Annotated in this window: 24 protein-coding genes and 1 pseudogene; 15 read left to right on the forward strand and 10 right to left on the reverse strand. The window is 62.2% G+C overall.

Going from position 1 to position 26,833, the window contains the following annotated elements:
• Nucleotides 1–55 precede the first annotated feature (55 nt).
• Entirely contained in the window at nt 56–1,447 is a 1,392-nt protein-coding gene (locus QCE49_RS02335; protein ID WP_008351297.1) for a nucleobase:cation symporter-2 family protein, read from the reverse strand.
• 334 nt (nt 1,448–1,781) lie between these two features.
• Between QCE49_RS02335 and QCE49_RS02340 the strand changes: the two genes are divergently transcribed.
• The 7 genes from QCE49_RS02340 to QCE49_RS02365 all read left to right on the forward strand — a co-directional run bounded on the left by QCE49_RS02340 (nt 1,782) and on the right by QCE49_RS02365 (nt 8,860).
• Entirely contained in the window at nt 1,782–3,215 is a 1,434-nt protein-coding gene (locus QCE49_RS02340; protein ID WP_250456561.1) for a xylulokinase, read from the forward strand.
• A gap of 108 nt (nt 3,216–3,323) precedes the next feature.
• Nucleotides 3,324–4,538: an AGE family epimerase/isomerase gene (locus QCE49_RS02345; protein WP_250456560.1), complete on the forward strand. Its 1,215-nt coding sequence runs from the start codon at nt 3,324–3,326 to the stop codon at nt 4,536–4,538.
• A 27-nt stretch (nt 4,539–4,565) separates the two neighbouring features.
• Entirely contained in the window at nt 4,566–5,672 is a 1,107-nt protein-coding gene (locus tag QCE49_RS02350) for an S-(hydroxymethyl)glutathione dehydrogenase/class III alcohol dehydrogenase (protein ID WP_008351283.1), read from the forward strand.
• Between the two features lie 22 nt (nt 5,673–5,694).
• Nucleotides 5,695–6,543: an S-formylglutathione hydrolase gene (gene fghA / locus QCE49_RS02355; RefSeq protein WP_250456559.1), complete on the forward strand. Its 849-nt coding sequence runs from the start codon at nt 5,695–5,697 to the stop codon at nt 6,541–6,543.
• Nucleotides 6,544–7,092: 549 nt separating this feature from the next.
• Nucleotides 7,093–7,608: a PAAR domain-containing protein gene (locus QCE49_RS34510; protein WP_075583623.1), complete on the forward strand. Its 516-nt coding sequence runs from the start codon at nt 7,093–7,095 to the stop codon at nt 7,606–7,608.
• Between the two features lie 2 nt (nt 7,609–7,610).
• Nucleotides 7,611–8,375 (forward strand): hypothetical protein, encoded by a 765-nt coding sequence (locus tag QCE49_RS02360; RefSeq protein WP_250433854.1) that lies wholly within the window; start codon nt 7,611–7,613, stop codon nt 8,373–8,375.
• The gene (locus QCE49_RS02365; protein ID WP_034474379.1) at nt 8,372–8,860 is read left to right on the forward strand and encodes a DUF4952 domain-containing protein; all 489 of its coding nucleotides are present in this window, start codon (nt 8,372–8,374) and stop codon (nt 8,858–8,860) included. Before QCE49_RS02360 ends, QCE49_RS02365 begins: the two co-directional genes overlap by 4 nt.
• Nucleotides 8,861–9,216: 356 nt before the next feature.
• On the opposite strand, the gene QCE49_RS02370 is transcribed toward QCE49_RS02365, so the two are convergent.
• The 4 genes from QCE49_RS02370 to QCE49_RS02385 are packed head-to-tail and all read right to left on the reverse strand — an operon-like array spanning nt 9,217 to nt 12,272.
• Complete coding sequence (locus QCE49_RS02370) at nt 9,217–10,005, reverse strand: metal ABC transporter permease (protein ID WP_034474383.1); 789 nt, start codon at nt 10,003–10,005, stop codon at nt 9,217–9,219.
• Nucleotides 10,006–10,013: 8 nt separating this feature from the next.
• Nucleotides 10,014–10,895 (reverse strand): metal ABC transporter ATP-binding protein, encoded by an 882-nt coding sequence (locus QCE49_RS02375; protein WP_250456558.1) that lies wholly within the window; start codon nt 10,893–10,895, stop codon nt 10,014–10,016.
• Nucleotides 10,892–11,773, reverse strand: a complete 882-nt coding sequence (locus QCE49_RS02380) for a metal ABC transporter solute-binding protein (protein WP_008351260.1) — start codon at nt 11,771–11,773, stop codon at nt 10,892–10,894. The genes QCE49_RS02375 and QCE49_RS02380 overlap by 4 nt, the downstream gene beginning before the upstream one ends.
• 40 nt (nt 11,774–11,813) lie before the next feature.
• Complete coding sequence (locus QCE49_RS02385; RefSeq protein WP_008351259.1) at nt 11,814–12,272, reverse strand: Fur family transcriptional regulator; 459 nt, start codon at nt 12,270–12,272, stop codon at nt 11,814–11,816.
• A gap of 333 nt (nt 12,273–12,605) precedes the next feature.
• Here QCE49_RS02385 and QCE49_RS02390 point away from each other — a divergent pair, with 333 nt between their 5' ends.
• The 6 genes from QCE49_RS02390 to QCE49_RS02415 all read left to right on the forward strand — a co-directional run bounded on the left by QCE49_RS02390 (nt 12,606) and on the right by QCE49_RS02415 (nt 18,737).
• Nucleotides 12,606–13,379, forward strand: coding sequence for an L-iditol 2-dehydrogenase (locus QCE49_RS02390; protein ID WP_250456557.1), 774 nt, complete (start codon nt 12,606–12,608; stop codon nt 13,377–13,379).
• A gap of 233 nt (nt 13,380–13,612) precedes the next feature.
• The gene (locus QCE49_RS02395) at nt 13,613–14,980 is read left to right on the forward strand and encodes a sugar ABC transporter substrate-binding protein (protein ID WP_008351257.1); all 1,368 of its coding nucleotides are present in this window, start codon (nt 13,613–13,615) and stop codon (nt 14,978–14,980) included.
• A 63-nt stretch (nt 14,981–15,043) separates the two neighbouring features.
• The gene (locus QCE49_RS02400; protein WP_008351256.1) at nt 15,044–15,982 is read left to right on the forward strand and encodes a carbohydrate ABC transporter permease; all 939 of its coding nucleotides are present in this window, start codon (nt 15,044–15,046) and stop codon (nt 15,980–15,982) included.
• Nucleotides 15,979–16,830 carry a carbohydrate ABC transporter permease gene (locus QCE49_RS02405; RefSeq protein WP_008351255.1) on the forward strand — a complete coding sequence of 284 codons (852 nt, stop codon included), beginning with the start codon at nt 15,979–15,981 and terminating at the stop codon, nt 16,828–16,830. The genes QCE49_RS02400 and QCE49_RS02405 overlap by 4 nt, the downstream gene beginning before the upstream one ends.
• 10 nt (nt 16,831–16,840) lie before the next feature.
• Entirely contained in the window at nt 16,841–17,554 is a 714-nt protein-coding gene (locus QCE49_RS02410) for an HAD family phosphatase (protein WP_008351254.1), read from the forward strand.
• A 46-nt stretch (nt 17,555–17,600) separates the two neighbouring features.
• Nucleotides 17,601–18,737 (forward strand): ABC transporter ATP-binding protein, encoded by a 1,137-nt coding sequence (locus tag QCE49_RS02415; protein ID WP_008351252.1) that lies wholly within the window; start codon nt 17,601–17,603, stop codon nt 18,735–18,737.
• 51 nt (nt 18,738–18,788) lie between these two features.
• Here QCE49_RS02415 and QCE49_RS02420 read toward each other — a convergent pair whose 3' ends face one another.
• Nucleotides 18,789–19,463: a glycosyltransferase family 2 protein gene (locus QCE49_RS02420; protein WP_250456556.1), complete on the reverse strand. Its 675-nt coding sequence runs from the start codon at nt 19,461–19,463 to the stop codon at nt 18,789–18,791.
• Nucleotides 19,464–19,733: 270 nt separating this feature from the next.
• Between QCE49_RS02420 and QCE49_RS02425 the strand changes: the two genes are divergently transcribed.
• Together QCE49_RS02425 and QCE49_RS02430 are read left to right on the forward strand one after the other, a co-directional pair.
• The gene (locus QCE49_RS02425; RefSeq protein WP_175979864.1) at nt 19,734–20,600 is read left to right on the forward strand and encodes a hypothetical protein; all 867 of its coding nucleotides are present in this window, start codon (nt 19,734–19,736) and stop codon (nt 20,598–20,600) included.
• A gap of 85 nt (nt 20,601–20,685) precedes the next feature.
• Entirely contained in the window at nt 20,686–21,537 is an 852-nt protein-coding gene (locus QCE49_RS02430) for an MOSC domain-containing protein (protein ID WP_008351246.1), read from the forward strand.
• Nucleotides 21,538–21,541: 4 nt separating this feature from the next.
• Here QCE49_RS02430 and QCE49_RS02435 read toward each other — a convergent pair whose 3' ends face one another.
• From QCE49_RS02435 to QCE49_RS02450, 4 genes and pseudogenes are all read right to left on the reverse strand, one after another.
• On the reverse strand, nt 21,542–22,489 hold the full coding sequence (locus QCE49_RS02435; RefSeq protein ID WP_008351245.1) for a sugar-binding transcriptional regulator: 948 nt from the start codon (nt 22,487–22,489) through the stop codon (nt 21,542–21,544).
• A gap of 761 nt (nt 22,490–23,250) precedes the next feature.
• Entirely contained in the window at nt 23,251–24,732 is a 1,482-nt protein-coding gene (xylB, locus tag QCE49_RS02440; protein ID WP_250456555.1) for a xylulokinase, read from the reverse strand.
• Between the two features lie 209 nt (nt 24,733–24,941).
• A complete protein-coding gene (gene dalD / locus QCE49_RS02445; RefSeq protein WP_244807727.1) occupies nt 24,942–26,321 on the reverse strand; it encodes a D-arabinitol 4-dehydrogenase in 1,380 nt (459 codons plus the stop codon).
• Between the two features lie 306 nt (nt 26,322–26,627).
• Nucleotides 26,628–26,833 (reverse strand): annotated as a pseudogene (locus QCE49_RS02450) (hypothetical protein); the annotation flags it as partial.

Consider the following 26,833-nt stretch of genomic DNA (forward strand, 5'->3'; position numbering starts at 1 on the left):
AAAAAACGCCGCGGCTCCCGCCGCGGCGACTCAACGCAAGCACAGCCCAAACTCCTCAGTGCGCGTCGCCCGCATGGGCCGCGCCTTCGAACTCATGCGCGGCTTCACGCGCATCGCGTTCGGCGTCGCGTTCCTTGCGCACGCCGTTGAACACGATGTTCAACACCACCGCCGACACCGACGCCAGCAGAATCCCGCTGTGAAGGATCGGCTCCAGCGCGTGCGGCAGTTGCGTGAAGAACTTCGGCGCGACGACCGGCACCATGCCCATCCCGACGCTCACCGCGACGATGAACAGGTTGTGCTGATTCTTCGAGAAGTCCACGCGCGACAGCGTCTTGATGCCGTTCGCCGCGACCATGCCGAACATCACGATGCCCGCGCCGCCGAGCACGAACGGCGGCACCGACGCCACCACCTGCGCCATTTTCGGAAAGAGGCCGAGCACGACGAGAATCACGCCGCCTGTCGCGCAGACGAAGCGGCTCTTCACGCCCGTCACGCCGATCAAACCGACGTTCTGCGAAAACGACGTATGCGGGAACGAGTTGAAGATGCCGCCGATCAGCGTGCCGAGACCGTCGACACGCAAGCCGCGCACGAGCGCCTTCTGGTCGACCGGACGCTCGACGAGATCGCCGACCGCGAGGAACATGCCCGTCGATTCGATGAACGTCACGAACATGACGATGACCATCGTCGCGACGGAGAGCGCATCGAAATGCGGCATGCCGAAGTGGAACGGCAGCACGATGCCGACCCACGGCGCGTGCGCGACGCCGTCCATGTCGACGCGGCCGAGCATCGCGGCGATCACGAAGCCGACGACGATCCCGAGCAGCACCGAAATATTCGCGATGAAACCTCGCGCGAACTTGTTGATGAGCAGAATCAGCGACAACACGACGAGCGACAGCAGCAGGAAGACCGGATTGCCGTAGTCGGGATTGCCGATGCCGCCCGCCGCCCAGTTGATGCCCACGCCCATCAGCGAGAGGCCGATCACCGCGATCACCGTGCCGACCACGACCGGCGGGAAGAAGCGCAGGAGCTTGCCGATCATCGGCGCGAGGACGATGCCGATCACGCCCGCCGCGATGGTCGCGCCGAACACGTCGAGAATGCCGAGCGAAGGATTCGTGCCGATCGCGACCATCGGGCCGACGGCGGCGAAGGTGCAGCCCATGATGACGGGCAGGCGAATGCCGAAGATCCACAGGCCGAGCGTCTGGATCAGCGTGGCGACGCCGCACGAGAACAGATCCGCGCTGATGAGAAACGCGACCTGATCTTTCGGCAGGCCCATCGCGGCGCCGAGGATCAGCGGCACCGCCACCGCGCCCGCGTACATCACCAGAACGTGCTGGATGCCGAGCGTCAGCAGTTGACCGGCGGGGAGCCGTTCGTCGCACGGATGCACCGACGGGTTCACCGAACTTGAAGCCATGTCTCTCTCCTATGTCTACTTCCATTTGAATGGCCTCCAAGTTAAGTGCATCGGCAACCATGAACAAGACCACGCGGCGCTATACGTCGCGTTCGCGTGCCGATATGGGTTTCGCGCGCCGCGAGCGGCGCAAACGTGCGAACGGCACTGTCACAAGGGGTTTGACGCAAATCAAGGGAAATTCGTCGCCTGACGGAAGGCCGCGATCTTCGGACGGTCGTTATGATGTGCATCACGCCCCGCGTATAGTCCATTTTTCACGTTCATCGCGCGATGGCGGGGTTAACCCCCGTTTTACGCGTTTTCCCTAACGCCTTTTCAGACTCGGAATCCCATGCGTTTTTTAGGCATCGATCTCGGCACGGGCTCCCTCAAGCTCGCGATCGTCGATGAAGCCGGACGCGACATCGCGTCGTCGAGTGCGGCGTACGCGGTGACGAGCGCGCAGCCCGGCTGGGCCGAAACCAGCGTCGATGCGTGGCATGCCGCGCTCGTCGACGCAGCATCGCGTTTGCCCGCCAACGAGCGTCAAGCGGTGCGCGGCATCGGCTTTTCGGGGCAGATGCACGGCGTCGTTTTGACCGACGCGCATGGCCACGCGCTTCGCCCCGCGATGCTGTGGCCCGACACCCGTGCCCGCGATCTGCTCGACGCGTGGCGCGAGCCGCAGCCGAATCCGGTCGCGCCCGGCATGGCGGGGCCGTTGCTGCGCTGGCTCGCATCGAACGAACCGCGGATCGCGGCGCAAACGCGCTGGGCCTTGCAGCCGAAAGACTGGCTGCGCGCGAAGCTCGGCGGTGCGTTCGTCACCGATGCATCCGATGCGTGCGCGACCGCGCTCGCCGCGCCATCGGGCGAATGGGACGAGGCGCTGATCGACCGGCTCGGCTTGCCGCGCGCGTGGTTCGCGCCGCTCGCGGCATCGCATGAAGTCGCCGGCGCGTTGTCTGCGGCGTCGGCGTCCGCGCTCGGTCTCGAAGCGGGCATTCCGATGGCCGTCGGCGCCGGCGATACGCCGTGCGCTGCGCTCGGCAGCGGCCTTTGCGCCGATGGCGACGCGCTCCTCACCACCGGCACCGGCGGGCAGATCGTCGTCATGTGCGCCGACGCGCCCGCGCCCGTGCACGGCCTGCACACGTATCGCGCGGCCAACGGCGCGTGGTATCGCATGGCGGCGATGCAGAACGTCGGCGTCGCGCTGGAAGCGGTGCGCGGCTGGCTCGGTTACGCATCGTGGCCCGACGCCTACGACGACGCCTTCGCCGCGTCCGCGAGTGCATCGGTGAGTTTTCTGCCGTATGTGAGCGGCGAACGCTCACCATGGATGAACCCGAACGCGCGCGGCGGCTGGCTCGGACTCGGCCTCGAGGACACGCGCGGCACGATGATGCGCGCCGCGTTCGAGGGCGTGGCATTCGCATTGCGTGCGGGACTCGACGCGATTCGCGCCAACGGCACGCCGCTCGATGCGATGCTGCTCGCGGGGGGCGGCTCGGTCGATCCGCGCTGGCGGCAGTTGCTCGCCGATGCATTGCGCGTCGAGCTGCGCGCCGTCGATTGCCCGAACGCGGCGACGCGAGGCGCGGCGCTGCTCGGCGGCATCGCGGCGGGGCAGTGGCGCATCGGCGATATCGCTTCGCTCGCACCGAAGGCGACGCTCGCCGCGACGCCGCGTCCGAATCCGTCGCTCGATCAGCGGCTCGCCCGTTTCATCGATCTGTACCGGCGCACCGAAGACTGGTTCGCGATCGGGCGCGAGTCCGCTTAAACTTGCGTACCTTGGATCCCGACGCCATGCGCGCCGGGGAGTATGAAGCGACGCTTCATATGAGCGGTAACTGAAGCTCGCTTCGTCACGACAACATCGAACTCAGCCATGCCCGCACCGTCACCGTCACATCCCGATTTCCGCTCGCGCGCGTTCCTGCTCGATCACGCGCTGCGCACGATGACCTTCTATCATCCGCACTGCATGGACCCGGCGGGCGGCTTCTACCACTTCTACAAGAACGACGGCACGATCTACGACCGCACGTCGCGTCATCTCGTGTCGAGCACCCGCTTCGTCTTCAACTATGCGATGGCATACAAGCACTTCGGCCTCGACGAATATCGCGGCGGCGTGGCGCATGGCATCGAATATCTGCGCGCGGTTCATCGCAATCCGCAGACGGGCGGCTATGCGTGGACGTTGAACGGCCGCGACGTCACGGATGCAACGAATCATTGCTATGGCCTCGCGTTCGTCGTGCTCGCGTATGCGAAGGCGGTCGAAGCCGGATTCGACGAAGCGCGCGCGTATCTCGACGAAACCTGGCATCTGATGGAGACGCACTTCTGGGACGCGCAGCACGGCCTTTACAAGGACGAGGCGAGCGCGGACTGGCAAGTGTCCGACTATCGCGGGCAGAACGCGAACATGCATACGTGCGAAGCGCTGCTCGCCGCGTTCGAAGCGACCGGAGAAGCGCGCTATCTCGATCGCGCGGCGCTGCTCGCGGACAACATGGTGAATCGGCAGGCCGCGCTCGCGGGCGGGCTCGTGTGGGAACACTACAAGCCGGACTGGTCGATCGACTGGGACTACAACAAGGGCGATCGCAGCAATATTTTCAGGCCGTGGGGCTTTCAGCCTGGGCATCAGACGGAATGGGCGAAGCTGCTGCTGATTCTCGATCGTCATCGGCCGGAGGCGTGGCACGTCACGCGTGCGCGCGAGCTGTTCGACCGCGCGCTGCAATTGTCGTGGGATCACGAGCACGGCGGCATGGTCTATGGCTTCGACACCGAAGGCAAGTTCTACGACGAAGACAAGTATTTCTGGGTTCAGGCGGAATCGTTCGCGGCGGCCGCGCTGCTCGCGGATCGCGCGCAACGCGATGGCGACGCGGCGCGTGCCGCGCGTTACTGGAACGATTACGACCGCCTGTGGACTTATAGCTGGGAGCATTTCGTCGATCACAAGTGGGGTGCGTGGTATCGCATTCTCACGCGCGACAATCGCCAGTACAGCGACGAGAAAAGCCCGGCGGGCAAGACGGACTATCACACGATGGGCGCATGCTACGAAGTCCTGAATTTCGTGCGCTGAAACAATCACAACCTTGGGAGTCAGACGATGAAAACGAAAGCAGCAATCGCATGGGAAGCCGGCAAGCCGTTGACGATCGAAGAGGTCGATCTCGAAGGTCCGCGCGCGGGTGAAGTGCTGATCGAGGTGAAGGCGACGGGCATCTGCCACACCGATTACTACACGCTCTCCGGCGCGGATCCGGAAGGCATTTTCCCCGCGATTCTCGGGCATGAAGGCGCGGGCGTCGTCGTCGATGTCGGGCCGGGCGTCGGCACGTTGCGAAAAGGCGATCACGTCATTCCGCTCTACACACCGGAATGCCGCGAGTGCAAGTTCTGTCTGTCGCGCAAGACCAATCTCTGCCAGAAGATTCGCGCGACGCAAGGCAAAGGCCTCATGCCCGATGCGACTTCGCGCTTCTCGCTCGATGGCAAACCGCTGTTCCATTACATGGGGACGTCGACGTTTTCGAATTACATCGTCGTGCCGGAGATCGCGGTGGCGAAAGTGCGCGAGGACGCGCCGTTCGACAAGATCTGCTATATCGGTTGCGGCGTGACGACGGGCGTCGGCGCGGTCGTGTATTCGGCGAAGGTGGAAGCGGGCGCGAATGTCGTCGTATTCGGGCTGGGCGGCATCGGCCTGAACGTGATACAGGGCGCGAAGATGGTCGGCGCGGACAAGATCATCGGCGTCGATATCAATCCGGGCCGCGTCGAGCTCGCGAAGAAGTTCGGCATGACGCACTTCATCAACCCGAAGGAAGTGGAGAACGTCGTCGATCACATCGTGCAATTGACCGATGGCGGCGCGGATTATTCGTTCGAATGCGTCGGCAATACCACGCTCATGCGTCAGGCGCTCGAATGCACGCACAAGGGCTGGGGCCAGTCGTTCATCATCGGCGTGGCGGCGGCGGGACAGGAAATCAGCACGCGTCCGTTCCAGCTCGTCACGGGCCGCGAATGGAAGGGCTCGGCGTTCGGCGGCGCGCGCGGCCGCACGGATGTGCCGAAGATCGTCGACTGGTACATGGAAGGCAAGATCAACATCGACGATCTGATCACGCATCATCTGAAGCTGGAGCAGATCAACGACGGCTTCGACCTGATGAAGAAGGGCGAGTCGATTCGTTCCGTCGTCATCTATTGAGCTACTGAGCGAGGAAAACGCGATGCTGGAACTCGTGGAAGAACATCGTTGTTTCGATGGCGTGCAGCGCATCTATCGGCATGAATCGCAGACTGTCGGCCTGCCGATGCGCTTTTCCGTCTTTTTGCCTGCTGCCGCGTCTTCTTCGAAGGTGCCGGCGTTGTTTTATCTCGCCGGCCTGACTTGCACCGAAGAGACGTTCCCGATCAAGGCGGGCGCGCAACGTTACGCGGCGGAGCACGGCATCGCGCTGATTGCGCCGGATACTTCGCCGCGTGGCGCGGATATTCCGGGCGAGAAGGATTCGTGGGATTTCGGCGTCGGCGCGGGGTTTTATGTCGATGCGACGCGCGAGCCTTGGGTGCGGCGTTATCGCATGTACTCGTATGTGACGCAGGAGTTGCGCGAGACAGTTCTCGCGGAGTTGCCGGTGCGAGAGGATCGTATCGGCATCTTCGGGCATTCGATGGGCGGGCACGGGGCGCTCGTGCTCGCGTTGCGCAATCCGGATCTTTATCGGAGTGTGTCGGCGTTTGCGCCTATTGCGGCGCCGTCGCAGTGTCCGTGGGGCGTGAAAGCGTTTTCTGGCTATCTCGGCGATGATCGTTCGGCGTGGGCGCAGTACGATGCGAGCGAGTTGATTCTCGGCGATGCGGCTGCCCGGTTCGAAGGCGGGATTCTCATCGATCAGGGACTGGCGGATCAGTTTCTCGCCGAGCAGTTGCACCCTGATGTCTTGGAGCGCAATGCGCGTGATGCCGGACACAGTTTGATCGTGCGGCGGCATGAAGGCTATGACCACGGGTATTTCTTTATTTCTACCTTCGTCGGGGAGCATGTCGCGCATCATGCGCGGGTTTTGTGTCGGTGAGGTTTTTTGATGTTCCGGTCCGCTGAAGGCGTTGGAGGAGAGCGGACCCCGATCGGTACAGGCTTGTCGCGGCCGGACGACAATCCGGGTTGCTTGCCTCGGGAGATATGTTTGCCTGAAAGCAGGCCCGTATCGAATGCGACAGTGTTTGCGCAGGTGTGAAACAAGCTCGCGCGCCGATATGTTCGAGAATGCAGGCTCCGGGTTCGTCAACACAAAATGACCTGAGTTCTCTTCCAATCTGGCTTTTAACTCTGTAAGTTCGTTATCCATATCAATGGCTTAGATAGAGATATGCAGGAACGTTCGTACCTAGTGTCGACGATCGGTAAATCGGTCACGTATAACGATGAAAACGAAGCCAACATTGCTGACGAAAGGGGGCTAGTCGCTATATGGGCTAATACACTGTTCGCGTTTGTTGGCTTAAAGCTCAACGACCGCGATCGAAACGTAATAACTCCGCGCTTAACGTTCGGTACACCCATAAATGGCAGCGAGTCAATTGCGGGCCACGATTCCCTTTTAATCTCCGATCAAGGCTGAGCCATGCGTAAAGCAGCGATACGCGAGGGCGATCCAACAACCACAGGTGGTTACGTCATCGCAGGTTCATCGACGATCAGCGACGACAGACGGAAAGTCGCTCTTAGCGAGGATCAAGCGACGTGCGGAAGCTGCAACGGAGCGCACAGAATTCATGGCACCGGTCTAGGCATAAAGGAAAAGGGCCTTTGTGCGGTCGTCGAAGGCGACATAGTGCTTTGCCCGTGCGGTAAAAATCGTGTTGCCGTGGGAAGAAATCCAGGCATCTTTCTAAGGAGTGGCGGGGACAAGGGTCACGCGCTAACTACGAGAGCGCCGTCGCCAGCGGATATTGCTCCTTCTGTCTTCGACGAGTTGATTGTGTTGCGGGACGAGGACGGCCAGCCAATTTCGCATCAACGCTTTCGCATCAAGTCAGCGGACGGCGCGACATACGAGGGCATCACGAGCGATGCAGGCGAGACGGTACGCGTTCGCACGAATGCACCCCTACAAATCGAAATCGAACTCTTGGTATAGAGATGACCGGATTGAATGTCCAATTCTTGAGGAATCACCGCGCACAAACTAACGCCAATCAAGCGAGCACGCACGCGGTGACCGTAGAGACGCGCTACCTACGCTTGCCTGACGACACACACGGCTGGATTGACGTAATCATTGAAGCTACCCGTGACCGGGTTAGCCTCTGCGAATACACGAAGGTTGCTTTGGTGAAGGATGATGGCGAGCGCACCTACTTCCGAATCCAAGATGGATCAATTGCCGTTGGTCAATTGGCAAGCATGAAAAGCAGTGCCGCAAAAGCGCATTTCAAGAAGACGGCGCCAACCGTTGCGACGAACACGGTCTCGGTGAAGTACGGAACTCTTGGTAAAGAAGACTCACCGTTCAAAGGTCGACTCCGGCAGCAATGGGCCACGCTGAATGTCGGAGGCGAGGCCATTACAGTCACGCTCAATAGCGTCTGGAATGAGGGATACACACCGATCGCTTCGGGACGTCACCGGATCATGTCACCAGATCGGTCTCATGCGAACGTAAGTACCGAGGGATATCGAAATAGTTATCCCGGAAGGATCAAAGCGAACGATGTCTGGTTTCCCATCGAACTTGAAGGCGGACGCGGAAACTCATCTCGATACGTGCACATTGGTCACTTGTCAGAGGGTTGCGTGACCGTGCATGACATCGTTCGCTGGAATTTGGTCTATAACTACCTCATTTCGCACCGGCTTCCGGATACAGACGGGAAGTATGTGGCTTTGTTGGATGTTGATAAATGAAGAAGCTGTTAAGTTTGAGTATTTTGATCTTCGCAACGATTGCGCGGGCGGATAGCGATCCGACTGTTGTAACTCATGCAAGCTCCTCATTCAATGACACGGCAGAGCCTCCGCTCGCGTGTGGTGATTTTCTGAAGCAGATGGGACGGGATCGACCGGAAATTGTTTTCGTGGGGTGCCGGTCGATTGAAGGAAACAATGCGAATGATCCTGGTTTTGAAGCGACTTACCACGTCAAAGGTAAACATATCGATGCGACCGATAACTGGATCGGTACTTGGGCGAAATGGGAACGCCTGCGGTTCTCCTGTTGCCAGTGGGATGCGCCGAGGGGCTTTTACCGGGACAATCTGGGATCACACTATGAAGTCAACCTGTTCGCGGAGGCGTACATTAACGGGGGGATCATGGTGAACCAGCGTAAGGACTTTCCAAAGCTACCCTACGCAATCTTGACCATAACACACTACCTGTACCGGCCCTAGCACGTGTAGCAAGCTCTTTGACCGCCCGCGAGAGTTCGTGGAAGAGTGCCTATGCCCTCAGAGAAACCAAGCCCTCGCGCATGATCCTGCCTTGTGTGCATGACTTTTTCTTTGAAAGATCGTCGGAACGCACGCACGGGTATCCAGATGAGTCGGCTATGCTGCTCCGAACTGCGGTCGGAAGCGTCTCGCGGACGAATCCTTTCTTTGCGCAGGACCAGAGTAAGCGCTAAAGCGCTAACTCTGGTCGACGGCAAAGAAAGTGACTGCCGCCCCGCACAGGGGCAGTGCTATTAGGCCGACATGAACACTGGATCCGGCGAAGAAATCAACGAAACCGGGCTCCAGCGAAGAAATCAATTCCCCCGCTTTCCCAACAAGCTCGCCCCATAAACAACCGCAGCCAGCATAGTGATCCAGAAACTAGTAGGCCAATCGGTATAGAAGGCGAGCGTAAGCCCAACCCAAGCCTGTGCGAGTGCAAACAGCGCCGCAAGCACGAGCCCTGACGACAATCGCGTCGTGACGTTCTGCGCCGCCGCCGCGGGCCCGACCATCAACGCAAAAACGAGCAGCACCCCGACGATCTGCGTGCAAGCCGCGACTGCCAGCGCGGTGATCGCGAGAAACATCACGGAGACGAGCCGCAACGACACGCCCTTGGCCTCCGCGAGCTCCGGCTGCAAGGACGCAAACAACAAAGGCCGCATGATGACCGCAAGCGCACCGAGGCTGACGACAGCGAGCCCGGCAAGCACGACCAGCGTGTCATGACTCACGCCAAGCACGTTGCCGAACAGAAGCGCAGTAGCCTGAGTCGCATACGCGGTGAAGAAGTGCAGAAACAGCAACCCGAACCCGAGCGAGAGAGAAAGAATCACGCCGATGGCCACATCGCGGCCCGAGAGCCGCTCGCCGAGCGCACCCATCCCGACGCCCGCCGCGAGCGTGAATCCGACCATCCCCCAGAGCGGCGGCATGCCGAGCAGCACCGCGCCCGTCGCGCCGGTAAAGCCGACGTGCGATAGCGCGTGACCCGCGAAGGTCTGTCCGCGCAGCACGAGAAAATACCCGACGATCCCCGACAGCACCGCGACGATCCCCGACGCCGCGAATGCATTCACCATGAAGTCGTATTCGAACATTGCGCTTTCTATTTGACGTGACTGTGGCTGTGGCCGTGATCGTGCTCATGGCCGTGATCGTGTTCATGCTCGTGCTCTCCGCCTTCCTCGTGCGCGTGATCGAGCTTGTCGATTTCGACATCGCCCGACATCACGAAGATGCGGCCGTTCACGCGCATCACGTCGATGGGCGAGCCGTACAGACGCGAGAGCACCGGCTTCGAAATGACTTCATCGACAGTGCCGAGCGCCGCGCGCCCGCTGCCGAGATAAAGCACGCGGTCGAGCGAATTGAGCAGCGGATTGAGTTCGTGCGCCGAGAACAGCACGGTGATGTTCAACTCGCGCTGCACCCGCCGCACGAGTTCGACGACCCCCGTCTGATGCCGTGGATCGAGGCTGATGAGCGGCTCGTCGAGCAGCAACAGACGCGGATTGCCGAGCAGACACTGCGCGAGCAAAAGACGCTGGCGCTCGCCGCCCGACAACTCCGACAACGGACGCGAAGCAAGCTGATGCGCGCCGACGAGCTCCAGCACGCGCTCGACATCCGCACGGATGCGGGCATTGCGATGCGGCAGTCCCCAGTGATGACCATCCGCGGCCATCGCGACGAAATCGCGGCCGAGCACGCGCCGGTTCGCGAGACCCGTGCGCATCTGCGGCATATAGCCGATCGACGGATTGCCGCGCACGACCGCTTCGCCATTCACGCGAATCGTCCCGCTCTTCACAGGCACGAGTCCGAGCAGGGCGCGCATCAGCGTGGTCTTGCCCGCGCCGTTCGGCCCGAGCACGCCGATGAACTCGCCGTTCTTCACCGTGAAACTCGCGTCGTTGAGAATCTCGCGCCCGCCGAGCGCGAGCGTCACGCGATTGACTTCGAGCGCGGGCTGCATCGTCGCATTCATCGCTGCCATCCTTGCAAGGCGCCCGCTAGCGAGTCGAGCTGCGATTGCATCCATTGCTGATACGTCTTCTTCGCGGGCAAAGTCTCCGTCACGCTGATGCTCGGCACATGCGCGTCCTTCGCGATGTCGAGCAGACGCTTCGTCAGCGCGCCCGTCGCCTGGCTGTTGTAGATGAGCACGTGCACGCGACGCTCGCGCAGATCCTTCTCGAACGCGGCGATGTCGGCGGGACTCGGCTCGGTCTCGTTCATCGACGCGAGCTGGAAGCGCTGGTTGCGCATCTCGAAGCCGATCGCATCGGCCATGTAGCCGAACACCGGCTCGGTCGCCGTCACGGGCACGCCCTTGTAATGCGACTTCATCTGCGCGACGGTCGCGTCGATCGGTTTCATCGAATCGAGGAACGCTGCGAGGCGCGCGTCGTAATCGCTCTTGTGCGACGGGTCCGCGCTCACGAGATACGCGCTCACCGCCTTCGCGACGACGGGCATCGTCGCCGGGTCGTACCAGAGGTGCGGATTGTCGCCGGCCTTCTTGCCGACGAGCTTCGCCGCGACGATCGCCGTGCGCTTGCCATTGCTCTTGGATGCCGCGAGCAGCTTGTCCATCCACGGATCGTAATCCGCGCCGTTATAGACGACGAGCGCCGCGTGCTGCAACGCGCGCGCGGTCTTGGGACTGGCTTCGAAGAGATGCGGGTCTTCGTCCGGATTGTTGAGGATGCTCGTCACCTGCACGTGATCGCCGCCGAGCTGGCGAATGACGTCGCCGTAAAAGTTCTCCGCCGCGACGACCGGCACGCGCGCGGTCTGTGCCGATGCCGCGCTGCAAAAGCCGAGCGCGAGGGCGAAGCAGGTCAGGACGTGCGCGAGTTTCATCGATTTCCTTGCAAGTGAGATGTTCTTGAGACGCGGCGATTCAGACATCGCGATGTTTTCGCTGGCAATCGGCGCACAGCCCGCTCAACTCCACGACCTGGTGATGCACCTGAAAGCCGTGCGCGGGCGGGCTCGCCGACAGCGACGATGCGAGTTCGCGGCCCTGAATTTCGAGCGTCGCGCCGCATTCGTCGCAGATGAGGAACTGGCTCTCGTGCGGCTTGCCGGCATCGCAACACGCGATGAACGCGTTCTTCGATTCGATGCGATGCACGAAGCCGTTATCGACGAGAAACTCCAGCGCGCGATACACCGTGGTCGGCGGCACGCGCGCGCCGCGTTGCGGCTCCATCGCGTCGATGAGGTCATAGGCGCCGATCGGCTTGTGCGCCTTCAGCACGAGTTCGTAGACCTGACGGCGCAGCGGCGTCAGCGCGACGCCGCGCTCGATAGCGAGCGCCTCGGCGCGCGCCAGCATGTTTTCGACGGATGCGGTCATGTGATATCGGCCACGCAGAGGTGGCTGCAAAAGGTTGAAGCGCGAGCGAGGGCCGCTCGTCGGACGTTTGGGCGATGATATAACGTATCACGTTCCGTTGCACATTCGCGCGCGCTTTATTTTCGGCGGCCGCGGTACGCCTTTTGCTCTCGCGCGCTTGCCGGACGGGGTTTTCCCGAGGTTTTGCGATGTTTGCGCGTCGCAGCATCGAAAGCTGTGTTGACACCTTGACACGATCACGCGCAGCGCCGATCATTCGATCAAACAGAGAGCAATTGTTCATTCGCGGAGCGTTCGCTCGCCGCGAGGGACAAAAAACTATCGGAGACATCGGTGAGATTGAGAGACAAGGTCGCGATCATCACGGGCGCCGCGAGCGGCATCGGCGAAGCAGTTGCGCGGCGCTATCTGGAAGAAGGCGCGAACGTCGTCGTCGTGGATGTGAAGAACGAAGACGCCATGGCCCAGCGCTTCGCGGACGTGGCCGACCGCGTGCTCGCGCTGAAGGCCGACGTCACGCAGCGCGACGACATCGCACGCATCGTGACGCGCACCGTCGAACGTTTCGGCGGCATCGACATTCTCTTCAACAACGCGGCGCTTTTCGACATGCGCCCGATCCTCGACGAATCCTGGGACGTCTATGACCGCCTCTTCGCGGTCAACGTCAAAGGGATGTTCTTTCTGATGCAGGCGGTCGCGCAGCGCATGGTCGAGCAGGGGCGCGGCGGCAAGATCATCAATATGTCATCGCAGGCCGGGCGGCGCGGCGAAGCGCTCGTGTCGCATTACTGCGCGACCAAGGCGGCGGTCATCAGCTATACGCAATCGGCGGCGCTCGCGCTCGCGAAAGAGCGCATCAACGTGAACGGCATCGCGCCGGGCGTCGTCGACACACCGATGTGGAAGGAAGTCGACGCGCTCTTCGCGCGTTACGAGAATCGTCCGCTCGGCGAGAAGAAACGGCTCGTCGGCGAAGAAGTGCCGCTTGGACGCATGGGCGTGCCCGACGATCTGACGGGCGCGGCGCTCTTTCTGGCGTCATCGGATTCGGATTACATCACCGCGCAGACGCTCAATGTCGACGGCGGCAACTGGATGAGCTGACGCGCCGCACGCGCGCCACGCAGCTTGAAGCGCGGGAAGCACCGTCTATAGTGAAACGGCGTCGAGTCGATGGCGCCAAGTCGGCGAAGGCAAGGGCGGCAACAAGGATAACCCCGGCAACCACGCGATCCACGATCGCGCACCCTCAAAAAGCAGGCAGCGGCATCCACGGCGCTTGCGTCACGCAGCGAGACCATCACGGCGCCCGTGCCAACAAAAAGGAGACGAACTCAATGAAACGCACTCAACGCATCGTTCGAGCACAACCGCGCGCGCGTCGCGCTCCGTTCGCGACCGCGGCGCTGTCCGCCGCGCTTGCAGCGGCCGCGCTCGTGCCGCTGTCGGGGCATGCCGCGACGACCATCACCATCGCGACGCTGAACAATCCGGACATGATCGAGCTGAAGAAGCTCGCGCCGGCGTTCGAAAAGGCCAATCCGGACATCCAACTGAAATGGGTGATTCTCGAAGAGAACGTGCTGCGCCAGCGCGCCACGACCGACATCACGACCAACAGCGGCCAGTTCGACGTCATCACCATCGGCACGTACGAAGCACCGCAGTGGGGCAAGCGCGGCTGGCTCTCGCCGATGACCGGCCTGCCCGCCAACTACGATCTCGACGATGTCGTGAAGACCGCGCGTGACGGCCTCTCGTCGGGCGGCGTGCTGTATGCGCTGCCGTTCTACGTCGAAAGTTCGATGACGTACTACCGCAAGGATCTGTTCCAGGCCGCGGGACTGAAGATGCCCGATCAGCCGACCTACGACCAGATCAAGCAGTTCGCCGACAAGCTCACCGACAAGTCCAAAGGCCAGTACGGCATCTGCCTGCGCGGCAAGGCGGGCTGGGGCGAGAACATGGCGTACGTGTCGACGGTCGTGAACACGTTCGGCGGCGAGTGGTTCAACGAGAAGTGGCAGGCGCAGCTCGACACGCCCGAATGGAAGAAGGCAGTCGGCTTCTACGCCGATCTGCTGAAGAACGACGGCCCGCCGGGAGCGAGCTCGAACGGCTTCAACGAGAACCTCACGCTGATGTCGTCCGGCAAGTGCGCGATGTGGATCGATGCGACGGTCGCGGCAGGCATGCTCTACAACAAGTCGCAATCGCAGGTGTCGGACAAGATCGGCTTCGCCGCCGCGCCCGTCGCCGTCACGCCGAAGGGCTCGCACTGGCTGTGGTCGTGGTCGCTCGCGATCCCGAAGACGTCGAAGCAGCAGGAAGCCGCGAAGAAGTTCGCCGCGTGGGCGACGTCGAAGGAATACATCGAGATGGTCGGCAAGGACGAAGGCTGGGCATCGGTGCCGCCGGGCACGCGCAAGTCGACCTACGCGCGCCCCGAGTACAAGCAGGCCGCGCCCTTCGGCGACTTCGTGCTGAAGGCGATCGAAACCGCCGATCCGAACGATGCGACGCTGCACAAGGTGCCGTATAGCGGCATCCAGTTCGTCGGCATTCCGGAGTTCCAGTCGTTCGGCACGGTGGTCGGCCAGTCGATCGCGGGCGTCGTCGCCGGACAGACGAGCGTCGATCAGGCGTTGAAGGCCGCGAATGCCGCGGCGGATCGCGCCGTGAAGCAAGCGGGCTATCAGAAGTAATTCCTGTGGTAACGGGCCGCGTCGCCTGATGCGGCCCGGGAAGCATCATCGAGAGGTGACACGATGAGTCAACTGAATCCCCCCATCACCGATCATCATCTGGAGGAGTCCGCCGCCGAACGCGACAAGCGCCGCGCGAAGTCGGTGCGATGGCTGATCTCGCCGTCGACCGGACTGCTCTTCCTGTGGATGGCCATTCCGCTCGCGATGACGATCTGGTTCTCGTTTTCGCGCTACAACCTGCTGAATCCCGATGTCAAAGGTTTCGCGGGCTTCGACAACTTCGAGTTTCTCGTCACCGACCCCGCGTTCGGGCCGTCCATCGGACATACGCTGACGCTGATCGTGTCGGTGCTCGTCATCACGGTCGTAGGCGGCGTGCTGCTCGCCGTGCTGTTCGATCGCAAGTTCTTCGGACAGGGCATCGCGCGTCTGCTCGTGATCGCGCCGTTCTTCGTGATGCCGACGGTCTCCGCGCTCATCTGGAAGAACATGATCCTGCATCCGGTGTACGGCCTGATCGCGAGCCTGATGCGCTCGATGGGCATGCAACCGATCGACTGGTTCGCCGACTATCCGCTTTTCGCGGTCATCGTGATCGTCGCGTGGCAGTGGCTGCCGTTCGCCTTCCTGATTCTCTTCACGGCGATCCAGTCGCTCGATCAGGAGCAGAAGGAAGCGGCGCGCATCGACGGCGCGGGTCCGTTCGCGATGTTCTTCTTCATCACGCTGCCGCATTTGAAGCGCGCGGTGGCCGTGGTCGTGATGATGGAAACCATCTTCCTGCTGTCGATTTTCGCGGAAATCTATACGACGACGGGCGGCGGTCCCGGCACCGCGACGACGAATCTGTCGTACCTGATCTACGCGCTCGGCCTGCAGCAGTTCGACGTCGGCCTTGCATCGGCGGGCGGCATTCTCGCGGTGATTCTCGCCAATATCGTCGCGTTCTTCCTCGTGAGAATGCTCGCGAAGAACCTCAAAGGGGAGTACGAGTCATGAGCACGCAATCGGTCAATGTTCCGCCGCGGACTTCCGCGCTCGGCCATGCGAAGAACATCGTGCCTGGCATCGTCGCGTGGATCGTGTCGATCCTGCTGTTCTTCCCGATCTTCTGGATGACGATCACCGCGTTCAAGACCGAGCAGCAGGCGTACTCGTCGTCGCTGTTCTTCACGCCGACGCTGGAGAGCTTCCGCGAAGTGTTCGCGCGCAGCAATTACTTCGGTTTCGCGTGGAATTCGGTGCTGATTTCGGTCGGCGTCACGGTGCTCTGCCTGATCCTCGCCGTGCCGTGCGCCTACGCGATGGCCTTCTTTCCGACCAAGAAGACGCAGTCGGTGCTGCTGTGGATGCTGTCGACGAAGATGATGCCGTCGGTCGGCGTGCTCGTGCCGATCTATCTGCTGTGGAAGAACACGGGCCTGCTCGATACCGTGTCCGGCCTCGTGATCGTGTACACGCTCATCAATCTGCCGATCGCCGTATGGATGGCCTACACGTACTTCAACGAAGTGCCGAAGGACATTCTGGAAGCGGGCCGCATCGACGGCGCGACGACGTGGCAGGAAATCGTCTATCTGCTGATGCCGATGGCGTTGCCCGGTCTCGCATCGACGGGGCTCTTGCTCATCATCCTGTCGTGGAACGAGGCGTTCTGGAGCATCAACCTGTCGAGCTCGAACGCGGCGCCGCTGACGGTGTTCATCGCGTCGTATTCGAGTCCGGAAGGCTTGTTCTGGGCCAAGCTCTCGGCGGCTTCGTTGCTCGCGGTCGCGCCGATTCTGATCGTCGGCTGGGTCTCGCAGAAGCAACTGGTGCGCGGCCTTACGTTTGGCGCGGTGAAGTGAGGACGCACTCGTGAATCTCACTCCATCCCGAGACGCCAATCTCGAAGATCGCCTGCTGATCTGCGATTGCGACGGCGTGCTGATCGACAGCGAAACGGTGGCGGCGCGCGTGCTCGTCGCCGAGTTGCAGGCGCTGTGGCCGGGCGTCGATGTCGAGCCGGTCGTGATGCCGCTGCTCGGCCTGCGCATCGAGGCCGTGCTCGCCAGCGCCGCCGATACGGTGAACCGGACGCTGACGCACGATCAGGTCGTCGCCATCCGGCGGGCCGTCGAAGCCGCGGCGATGCAGGCGCCGACCGTGCCGGGCATCGCCGAGGCGCTCGCGGCCGTGCCCTTCACGAAGGCGTGCGCGAGCAACAGCTTCTCGACGTATGTCGATGCCGTGCTGCAGCGCACGGGTCTGCTGCGCTTTTTCGGCGAGCGGCGTTTCTGCGCGGACATGGTCGCGAATCCGAAGCCCGCGCCGGACGTGTATCTCGCGGCAGCGCGCGCGATGCGCATCGATCCGCTGCGCTGCCTCGTCGTCGAAGACAGCGTGACCGGCGTGACGGCGGCGCGCGCGGCGGGCATGCCGGTGCTCGGCTTCATCGGCGGCGGACACGCGACCGAAGGGCAGATCGGCGCGCTCGAAAAAGCGGGCGCGCAGGCGGTATTCGACGACATGACGCGACTGCCTGCGCTCGTCGAGCAATGGCTGCAGAACGCGACGTTCGAACTCAGATAGCGATGGCGTTTCATCGCATCGCTAATGAAGACTGGAGACACACACCATGGCTAGCCTGACACTGCGCAACATCAGCAAGCGTTATGAAGAAACCGAGGTGATGCGCAACATCAACCTCGATATCAACGACGGCGAGTTCGTCGTGTTCGTGGGCCCGTCGGGCTGCGGCAAGTCGACGTTGATGCGGATGATCGCCGGCCTCGAAGACATCAGCGGCGGCGACCTGATGATCGACAATGCGCGCGTGAATGAGCTCGCGCCCGCGAAGCGCGGCATCGCGATGGTGTTCCAGTCGTACGCGCTTTATCCGCACATGACGCTGTACGACAACATGGCGTTCGGCCTCAAGCTCGCGGGCGAGAAGAAGCCCGCGATCGACGCCGCCGTGAAGAACGCCGCGAAGATTCTGCACATCGATCATCTGCTCGATCGGAAGCCCAAGCAGCTTTCGGGCGGCCAGCGTCAGCGCGTCGCGATCGGGCGCGCGATCACGCGCAAGCCGAAGGTGTTCCTCTTCGACGAGCCGCTCTCGAACCTCGACGCCGCGCTGCGCGTGAAGATGCGCCTGGAATTCGCGCGCCTGCACGACGATCTCAAGACGACGATGATCTACGTGACGCACGATCAGGTCGAAGCGATGACGCTCGCGGACAAGATCGTGGTGCTGTCGGCGGGGAACATCGAGCAGGTCGGCACGCCGAACACGCTTTATCACGCGCCGGCGAACCGGTTCGTGGCGGGCTTCATCGGCTCGCCGAAGATGAACTTTTTGTCGGGCACCGTCGCCGCGGTGCAGAACGACGGCGTCCTCGTGAAGTACGCGACGGGCGAGACGCAACTCGTCGGCGTGCTGCCGGGCAATGCGAAGCCGGGCGATGCGGTGACGGTCGGCGTTCGTCCGGAGCATCTGCAGCCGAATTCGCCGGAAGCGGGCGATTACGGTCTCTCCGCGACGGCGATGACCGTCGAGACGCTCGGCGATGCGGCGTATCTGTACGCGGAAACCGAAGTCGCGCCGGATGGATTGATCTCGCGCATTCCGCCGCTGGAGAAGCACGCGCGTGGCGAGAAGCTGAAGCTCGGCGCGTCGCCTGAGCATTGTCATCTGTTCAACGCGGAAGGGCAGGCGTTTACGCGCAAGGTGGTCGATTCGTGGCTGCGGGAGCACGCGACGGCGGCTTGAGCGTTCCTCGGGTGTTGCGGGCGCGGTTCGTCGGGACCGCGCTTTTTCGTTTTATGCCGCGTTATTCGACCTGACACCTTTCCAAAGGGCTTCGGTGCAAAGCGCAATGTGCTCCGGACTGCGCGGATAGACTTGCTCGCGGGCCTTTACGACTTCGTTGAGCATTCCCAGCAACCGGCCTTCGAGCTCGACGCGGCTTGCGCCCCAAGTCATATCGATATCGGAGATGGCAACGCCTACGGATCGGTGCAGCTTGATCAGGGCATCGACGATATCGAGATTCGGGTCGTAGCGGATAGCGTGTTTCTGAATGAACGCGCGCCGGAACATGGTGCTCCGATTGGCTAGATAAGCCGCTCCGAGAAGAAAGCGGCCTTTGATGGTCGCATCGTCGAGCGGAAAGTCGGTTATGGATTCTTCGTCGCCAAAGAGCCTGATCTGAGAGCCGACCACGGTCACATCCGGATTCGCATCGAGAAAATCTGCCTGTTTTCGGAGACGCCCCGGTTCGGCCAGATCGTCGTGATCGATGCGCGCGATGTATTCGCCCCGGCACAGATCGAAACCGCGATCGGCGTTGGCAGGGCGGCCCTGATTGTGCTCGAGCGGGAAGATGCGGATGCGCTCGTCGTTCAGGCTTCGAACGAGTGAGAGCGTGTCGTCGGTGCTGGCGTCGTCGAGAACGAGGATTTCGAAGTCGGCGTCCTGGTTGAGCAACGATTTCAACGTTTCGACGATATGCGATTAGGTGTTATAGGTTGGAACGACGATTGATATTTTTGGCATTACTAATAGTGAAGGAATAAAGTCGGCGCGTAGCTTACGTCCCAATGTCGCTCAAAAGGAACCAGCGCATCGATTAATCATTTGAGTTGCCTGCAAATCGATGATCCGCGTCAAAACCTTGTTTCTCTCGGCTTCCTCCTAATCAAATCACGACAGCGAGCCGCTAGCATGTCGTGCACATTTATGCACCTGACGCGACAAGGAGAAGCAGTGCGTTTCGACGGCTATTTCATCAATCTGGATCGGAGTCAGGATCGGCGCAAGTCGATGGAGACGCAACTGGCGAGCATCGGCTATCAGGATCGAATCGTGCGTTTCCCCGCGGTTGACGGCATCGCCCAAGGACCGTTCGACAACGCGGGCAAGAACTGCGTCTGGGCATGTCGGCAATCGCACGAACGGGTAATCCTCAACTCCTCCGCCGACACCGCCACCGTCGTGCTGGAAGACGACGTGGAACTGAGCCCGCTCTTTCCGACGCTCATCAACGATCACATACTCGCGGCGCACATCGGCAACAATCCCGACCTCGACCTGATGTTCCTCGATTGCGCACCCGTATTCGACCGCGTGTCCCTTCTGCTGCTGGAGGCGGAGAAGCGCATGAACGGCCGCGCGAATCCGCAATTGCTCGGCGATGGCCGTCACTATTTCGACAATGTCAGTTTGTTCGACGCGAGGGCAACCTACGCGTTTTGTGCGGCGGCGTACGTTGTCACGCCGAAGGGAAAGCAGAAACTTCGTACGCTGTATTCAGCGTCGGAAGACCAGGCCGTGCCGGTCGACATGCTTTTCAGGCACTGGCTGCACTTCGACGGGCTGTCCGGCCAGCTGGTCGTTCCGTTCCTCGCAACGCCGGAATACATGAGCGCATCGACGATTTCGTACGATGCACTCGACGCGCCCGTCATCGATCAGACAGTCGGCCTGGCGATCGGCGCCATCCGCAGGCTGCTCTTCGCCGGCGATGCCAATCTCGACACGAACAGGATCGATGCGCTCATCGAAGCCGGCCCGCGTTCGCCCGAATACAAGCTAGGGCTGGAACTTGCCGCAGCGATGATGAGGGCGTCGTAAAACCGTACCCGTATCGGGCGATGCGCGATAATCTCGGCTTTCGACCGGCCACATCCGATGACCGGCGCCGAACCCCCATACCGCCATGCCCGTCCTGAACGAAATCTTCGTCTATCCGATCAAGTCCTGCGCGGGCATTTCACTGCGCCGCGCGACGCTCTTCGAGACCGGCCTCGAATACGACCGCCACTGGATGGTGATCGACACCGCCGGCGCCATGTTCACGCAACGCTCGCATCCGCGCATGGCGCTGGTCCGCACCGCGTTCGATGCCGATGATCTCGTCATCGACGCGCCCGGCATGCCGACCCTGCGCACGCCCTTGCGCGCCGAAGCGCTCGCCGATGCGAAGCCGATTCGCGCGACCGTCTGGCGCGACACCGTCGATGCGCTCGACGCGGGCGAACAAGCCGCGCACTGGTTTAGCACGTTCCTCGGCGTATTCGCGCGTCTCGCGCGATTCGCACCGGCATCCCGCCGCGATGTCAGCGATAAATGGACCGCGCCGCAATCCACGCACACGCGTTTCGCGGATCAGTTTCCGTTGCTGGTCGTCGGTCAGGCATCGCTCGACGATCTCAACGCGCGGCTGTCGGCCAAAGGCGCGCCGGGCATCGCGGCGAATCGCTTCCGCCCGAACCTCGTGATCGGCGGACTCGATGCTTACGAAGAGGACTACGTCGGCGAAATGCGGATCGGCGATGCGCAATTGCGGCTCGTGAAGCTCTGCACGCGCTGTCCGATTCCGTCGATCGATCAGGCGACGGGCGCGCCGAACCCGGCATGGCCGCACGAACCGCTCGACACGATGAGCGCGTACCGTGGCAGCGACCAGTTCGACGGCGCGCTCACCTTCGGCAAGAACGCGATCGTTCTGGAAGGCGAGGGCGTTGCGCTGGAGATCGGACAGGAAGTGGAAGCGGAAATCGACTTCTGAACCGTCAGGCTTCGAGCGCGGCCTTCGCGCACAGTTCATCGGTGACGAGCCCCGACAGCCACTTTCCCTTCAACGCCGCGACCAGTGCTTCGCGCTTGCGCTCGCCGCCCGCGAAGCCGATGGTCGGACGTTTGGGCGGCGAGTCGAGCGCGAGGCTCGTCGCGCGCGCGCCGGTCTTCGATTGCACGCGGCGGCCGTCTGCATCGATCGGCAGGCCGAGCCATTCGGCGACCGCGCCTGCCGACATCATTTCATCGACTTCCGCGCGCGTGATGAAGCCGTCCTCGTGCAGCGGGCAATTCACGCCCACGTTGCCGATGCCGACGAACGCCACGTCCGCCTTCTGCGCGAGTTCGCCGACGATGCGATACAGCCGGTGATTGACCCACTGCGCGCGCTCGGCGACGTTATCTGCCATGAGCGGCGCGGGCAGCATGAAGTGCTTGCCGCCGGTCTTTTCCGAAAGCTGCTGCGCGACGTCGTAACGATTCGACGAGCCGTCCTGCGCGATTGCGCCGACCATCGACACGAAACGATGCTGCGGCCGGTCGATCTGCCCGATCTGCGCGACGCAGGCTTTCAGCGTGCGCCCGCTGCCGATCGACACGACGAGCGGCTTTTCTTCGAGCAGATAGCGCTCCATGACCTGCGCGCCGGCGACGGCGAGCTTGCGGTCGACCTGTTCGGGCGCATCGCCGTCGATGGGCACGACTTCGCACATCGCGAGGCCGTAGCGGTCGCTCAGCGCTTTGGCGAGCGAAAGACAATCGGCGATGCGGTGATCGACGCGCACGCGGATCAGGTTTTTTTCGACCGCGAAGGCGACGAGGCGCTGCGCCACCGGACGCGAGATCTGGAGCTTTTCGGCGATCTCGTTTTGGGTGTTGCCGGCGACGTAGTAGAGCCACGCTGCGCGCGTTGCGAGATCGAGTTTTTCAGTGGATTTGGGCACTGGGGGTTTGGTTTTCGGTTCTTGGTTTTTGATTTTCGCTTTCTGGCGAGGGTGTTTGTCGTGGAATCCTGATTACGTGTCGGTCTATTAGCACTGCCCCTGTGCGGGGCGGCAGTCACTTTCTTTGCTGCTGCAAAGAAAGTAACCAAAGAAAGCAGCTTCCGATACGCCCGCGGTCACACGCAATTTGGGTAGTCCTCTCGTCCATCGTGGGCTGCCTAAAGAGTGCCCTCATAGGCCCCATCGGGCTTGGCTCGCGCACGGTCTGTCTCATCGCACCACACACCAAACTGGTTCAGCACCAAATAGCTCCGGCCCGCTTCGCGGCCGACCGGTCAATCGGGTCCGCGCGTGCTTCTCTACTAACGTCTCCATCTCACTGCAATCGCCGCCCTTTGGTTTCCCTTGCATACCCAACGGCAGCGCGTAGCGCTGTGCCGAAGCTCTTTCGTGCTGAACCAGCGGCCATCTAAAACCAGCTCGTCAGACCGTGCGCGATCCAAGCCCGATTGGTCCTTTGAGGGCGACACTTAGGCGAGTGCCACCGAGGACGAGAGAACTACCCAAATTGCGTGTGACCGCGGGCGTGTCGAGCTGCTTTCTTTGGTTACTTTCTTTGCAGCAGCAAAGAAAGTGACTGCCGCCCCGCACAGGGGCAACGCTAATAGACCGACACGAAAACGGGGATCCGGCGAAGAGAAACAAAGCGCCAAACCCCGCACCGCCCACAAGCTTCATAGAAGCTCAATACCAATACAAAATCAAGCCAACCGCGGCCGCGCCGAATCGAACAACGGCCTCACATGCTGATACAGCTCCCGAAACCCCTTCAACCGCTGCCGCAGCAACGCATGCCGTTCGGAATTCGGCGTGAATTCCTGCTTGATCTCGGGCTTCGCGAGCACCGTCGCCGGATCGCCGCCCGCCGCAAGCCACCCGAGCCGTGCCGCGCCGAGCGCCGCGCCGGTCTCGCCGCCGCCGTGCGTGCGCGTCGGGGTATCGAAGGCATCGGCGAACATCTGCGCCCAATACGCGCTACGTGCACCGCCCCCGAGCATCGATAGCGCGCGCGCCTGCGTGCCCGCGGATTGAAGCGCATCGAGGCCATCGGTCAAGGAGAGCGTCACGCCTTCGAGCACCGAATAGCCGAGCAACGCGCGATCGGTCGCGTGCGTCATGCCGAAGAACACGCCCTGCGCATACGGATCGTTGTGCGGCGTGCGCTCACCACTCAGATACGGCAAAAACAACGGCGCAGACGACAAAACATCGACAGGCAAAGCTTCGATTTCCGCGAGCAGCGTCGGCTCATCCGTCGATGTCAGCTTGCACACCCAGCGCAAACAGCTTGCCGCCGACAGCACCACGCTCATCTGATGCCACCGATCCGGAATCGCGTGACAGAAGGCGTGGACGGCCGAAGCCGGGTTCGGCCGAAAGCGATCGCCGATGACGCACAGCACACCCGATGTGCCCAGCGACAGAAAACCATCGCCCGGATCGGTCGCGCCGATGCCCACCGCGCTCGCGGCATTGTCGCCGCCGCCCGCCGCGACGATCACGCCTTCGCGCAAGCCGAATTCGCGCGCGAGCTCGGGCCGCAAGGTGCCCGAGGGCGCGCTGCCTTCCGCGAGCGACGGCATCTGCCGGCGCGACATGCTGCACGCGGCAAGCAACTCGTCGGACCAGTCGCGGCGCGCGACATCGAGCCAGAGCGTGCCCGCGGCATCGGATGGATCGGACACTTTCGTGCCCGTCAGATGCATCCGCAGATAATCCTTCGGCAACAGCACGCACGCGGTCTGACGGAAGACATCGGGTTCGTTGTGCGCGACCCAGAGCAGCTTCGGCGCGGTGAAGCCAGGCATCGCCAGATTGCCGGCGATCTCGTGCAGGTTCGGCGCGCGCTCGTAGAGCTCGGCGCATTCCTTGTCGCTGCGCATGTCGTTCCACAGGATCGCGGGACGCAGCACCTTGTCCTGCGAATCGAGCAGCACGGCGCCGTGCATCTGACCGGACAGACCGATGCCGCGCACCTGCGCGAACTCATCGGGGAATTTCTCGCGCAGCTTGAAGAGCGCGGCGCGCGTGCCTTCCCACCAGTCGAGCGGATTCTGCTCCGACCAGCGCGGCTTCGGACGCGAAACGGTGAACGGCGTGCCGGCCGTGCCGACGACGCTGCCGTCGCTCGCGAGCAGCAGCACTTTCACTTCGGAGGTGCCGAGGTCGATGCCTAAGTACATGAACGGACCCTTTGTCGTTGCCGGAATCGAACTTGGTCAGAAACCAGGCGGGACGCCATATCGGCGGGAGGCGCTAATTTAACGCCACGCGCGACGCCGCGCCATGAGCACATTACCCGAGCGGCGCGGCTTGCAGTTTCGCGATGCCATTAACGCGGCGATAACAGCGGGCTTATGGCCGCTTATGGCCGGTTATGGCCGCTTGCCGCCTACGGCCGATTGGCGAGCCATGCATCGACTTTCGCAATCGCGCTGCGCATCACGCGTTCGAGGCCTTCGGTCTGCGCCATGCTGCCCCACAGGAGCTTGTCGCTCGTGAAGGCCTTGACCGGATCGGGCGACGTGAAGAAGCCGTGCGCCACCGCCGGATCCATCACGCCATCCTGATACGCATACGGCAGCTTGCCCTCGTGCCAGCGTTCGAGAAAGCGGAAGAAGAGCGCAGGCAGGATCGCGGTCGAATCGGGATCGACCTTGCGCGCGAAGCATTCCGAGAGCGTCGGCGCGATGAAGCCCGGCAGCTTCGAGAAGCCATCCGCCGCGACGCGCTGGTTCGTGTCCTTGATGTACGGATTGCTGAAGCGGTCGAGCACGACATCGCGATATTTCTCGAGATCGATCGGGCTCGGCGTGAGGCAGGGAATCACGTCGTCGGTGACGTAGGCGTCGGCGAGCGCGCGGATTTCCATGTCCTGCGTGCCTTCGTGAATGTATTGCAGCCCGACGAGCGTGCCCGCCCACGCAATGCAGCTATGGCTCGCATTGAGGATGCGGATTTTCGCCTCCTCATACGGATGCACCGATTCGACCATCTCCGCGCCGACCTGCTCCCACGCGGGCCGCCCGGCGATGAAGCTGTCTTCGATCACCCACTGGATGAACTTTTCTCCCATCACGGGCGCTTTGTCGTCGAAGCCGGTCGCGGCCTTCACGCGTTCGGCGACGTCGGGCGTCGGGCGCGGCGTGATGCGATCGACCATCGCGTTCGGACACGACGTGTTCGCGATCATCCACTCGCGCAGCGCGGTCTCGCCGCGCCGTTCGAGAAATTCGAGCATGCCCGCCTTGAAGCGGTCGCCGTTGCTGCGCAGGTTGTCGCAGTTCTGCAGCGATACCTGGCCCGCGCCATTCTTCATGCGCGCATCGAGGATCGCGGCGAGCGCGCCGTAGATCGTGGTTTTTGCGCCCTTGAGGTCGGCGGCGAGATCGGGGTTCGCGGTGTCGAGCTTGTCGTGCTCGTCGAGGTAATAGCCACCTTCGGTGACGGTGAACGACACGATCTTCGTCTTCGGGTCCGCGCCCACGGCGACGAGTTCGGCGAGATCCGCGGACCACGGCACGACCTTTTTGATCGCGCGGATCGTCTCGTATTCGCGCTCGCCCTTCGGCGTGACCGTTTCGAGCGTGTATTCGCCGTTCTGCGCGGCGAGGGCATCGAGCACGGCGTTCATGTCGCCGCGAATATTCCCGACCGCGAGCGACCAGCTTTTGTCGCCCGACTCGTTCAGTCGATGCAGATACCACGCCTGATGCGCGCGATGAAAAGACCCGGCGCCGATGTGCAGGATCACGTTGGCTTCGTTCGTCATGTCGTCTCTTCCTCTGAATGGCGGCGCGCCCGTTCTTCGCGGGCGGCTGGTCGCTTTGGCGCCACGACGGCGGCGGTCAAGGCGGTTTGAGTGAACATTTGCTCGTTCGATGATCGAATGATCGTATTCGGTTCGGCGAAAGTCAAGGCGCGAGGTGGGGTGGGGTTTGCCGCAATGCGGCGCAATTCGCGCGCCTTTGAGCGTTGGGAAGGCGAGTGGTGGAGCGCTCGCGAGCGGCGTTGCAGTGCAACAAGCGATGCGGCAGCGGGAGATCGGGAATAACCCGTAGCGGTGATGCTTTCGGCACTAAGCGAGCCAGATGCCTTCGGATCGGGGGCGGTGTTCGAGCCGATTTCCCAGCGCGTGGATCTGCGCCTTCATGAAATCCTGTCTTCGCGTCGGTCTATTTGCACTGCCCCTGTGCGGGGCGGCACCTACTTTCTTTGCTGCTGCAAAGAAAGTAGGCAAAGAAAGCAGCTTTTCAGGCCCGCGGTCACACGCAATTTGGGTAG

This window comes from Caballeronia sp. LZ008 (assembly GCF_031451435.1).
In the GTDB taxonomy this organism is placed as follows: Bacteria; Pseudomonadota; Gammaproteobacteria; order Burkholderiales; family Burkholderiaceae; genus Caballeronia; species Caballeronia zhejiangensis.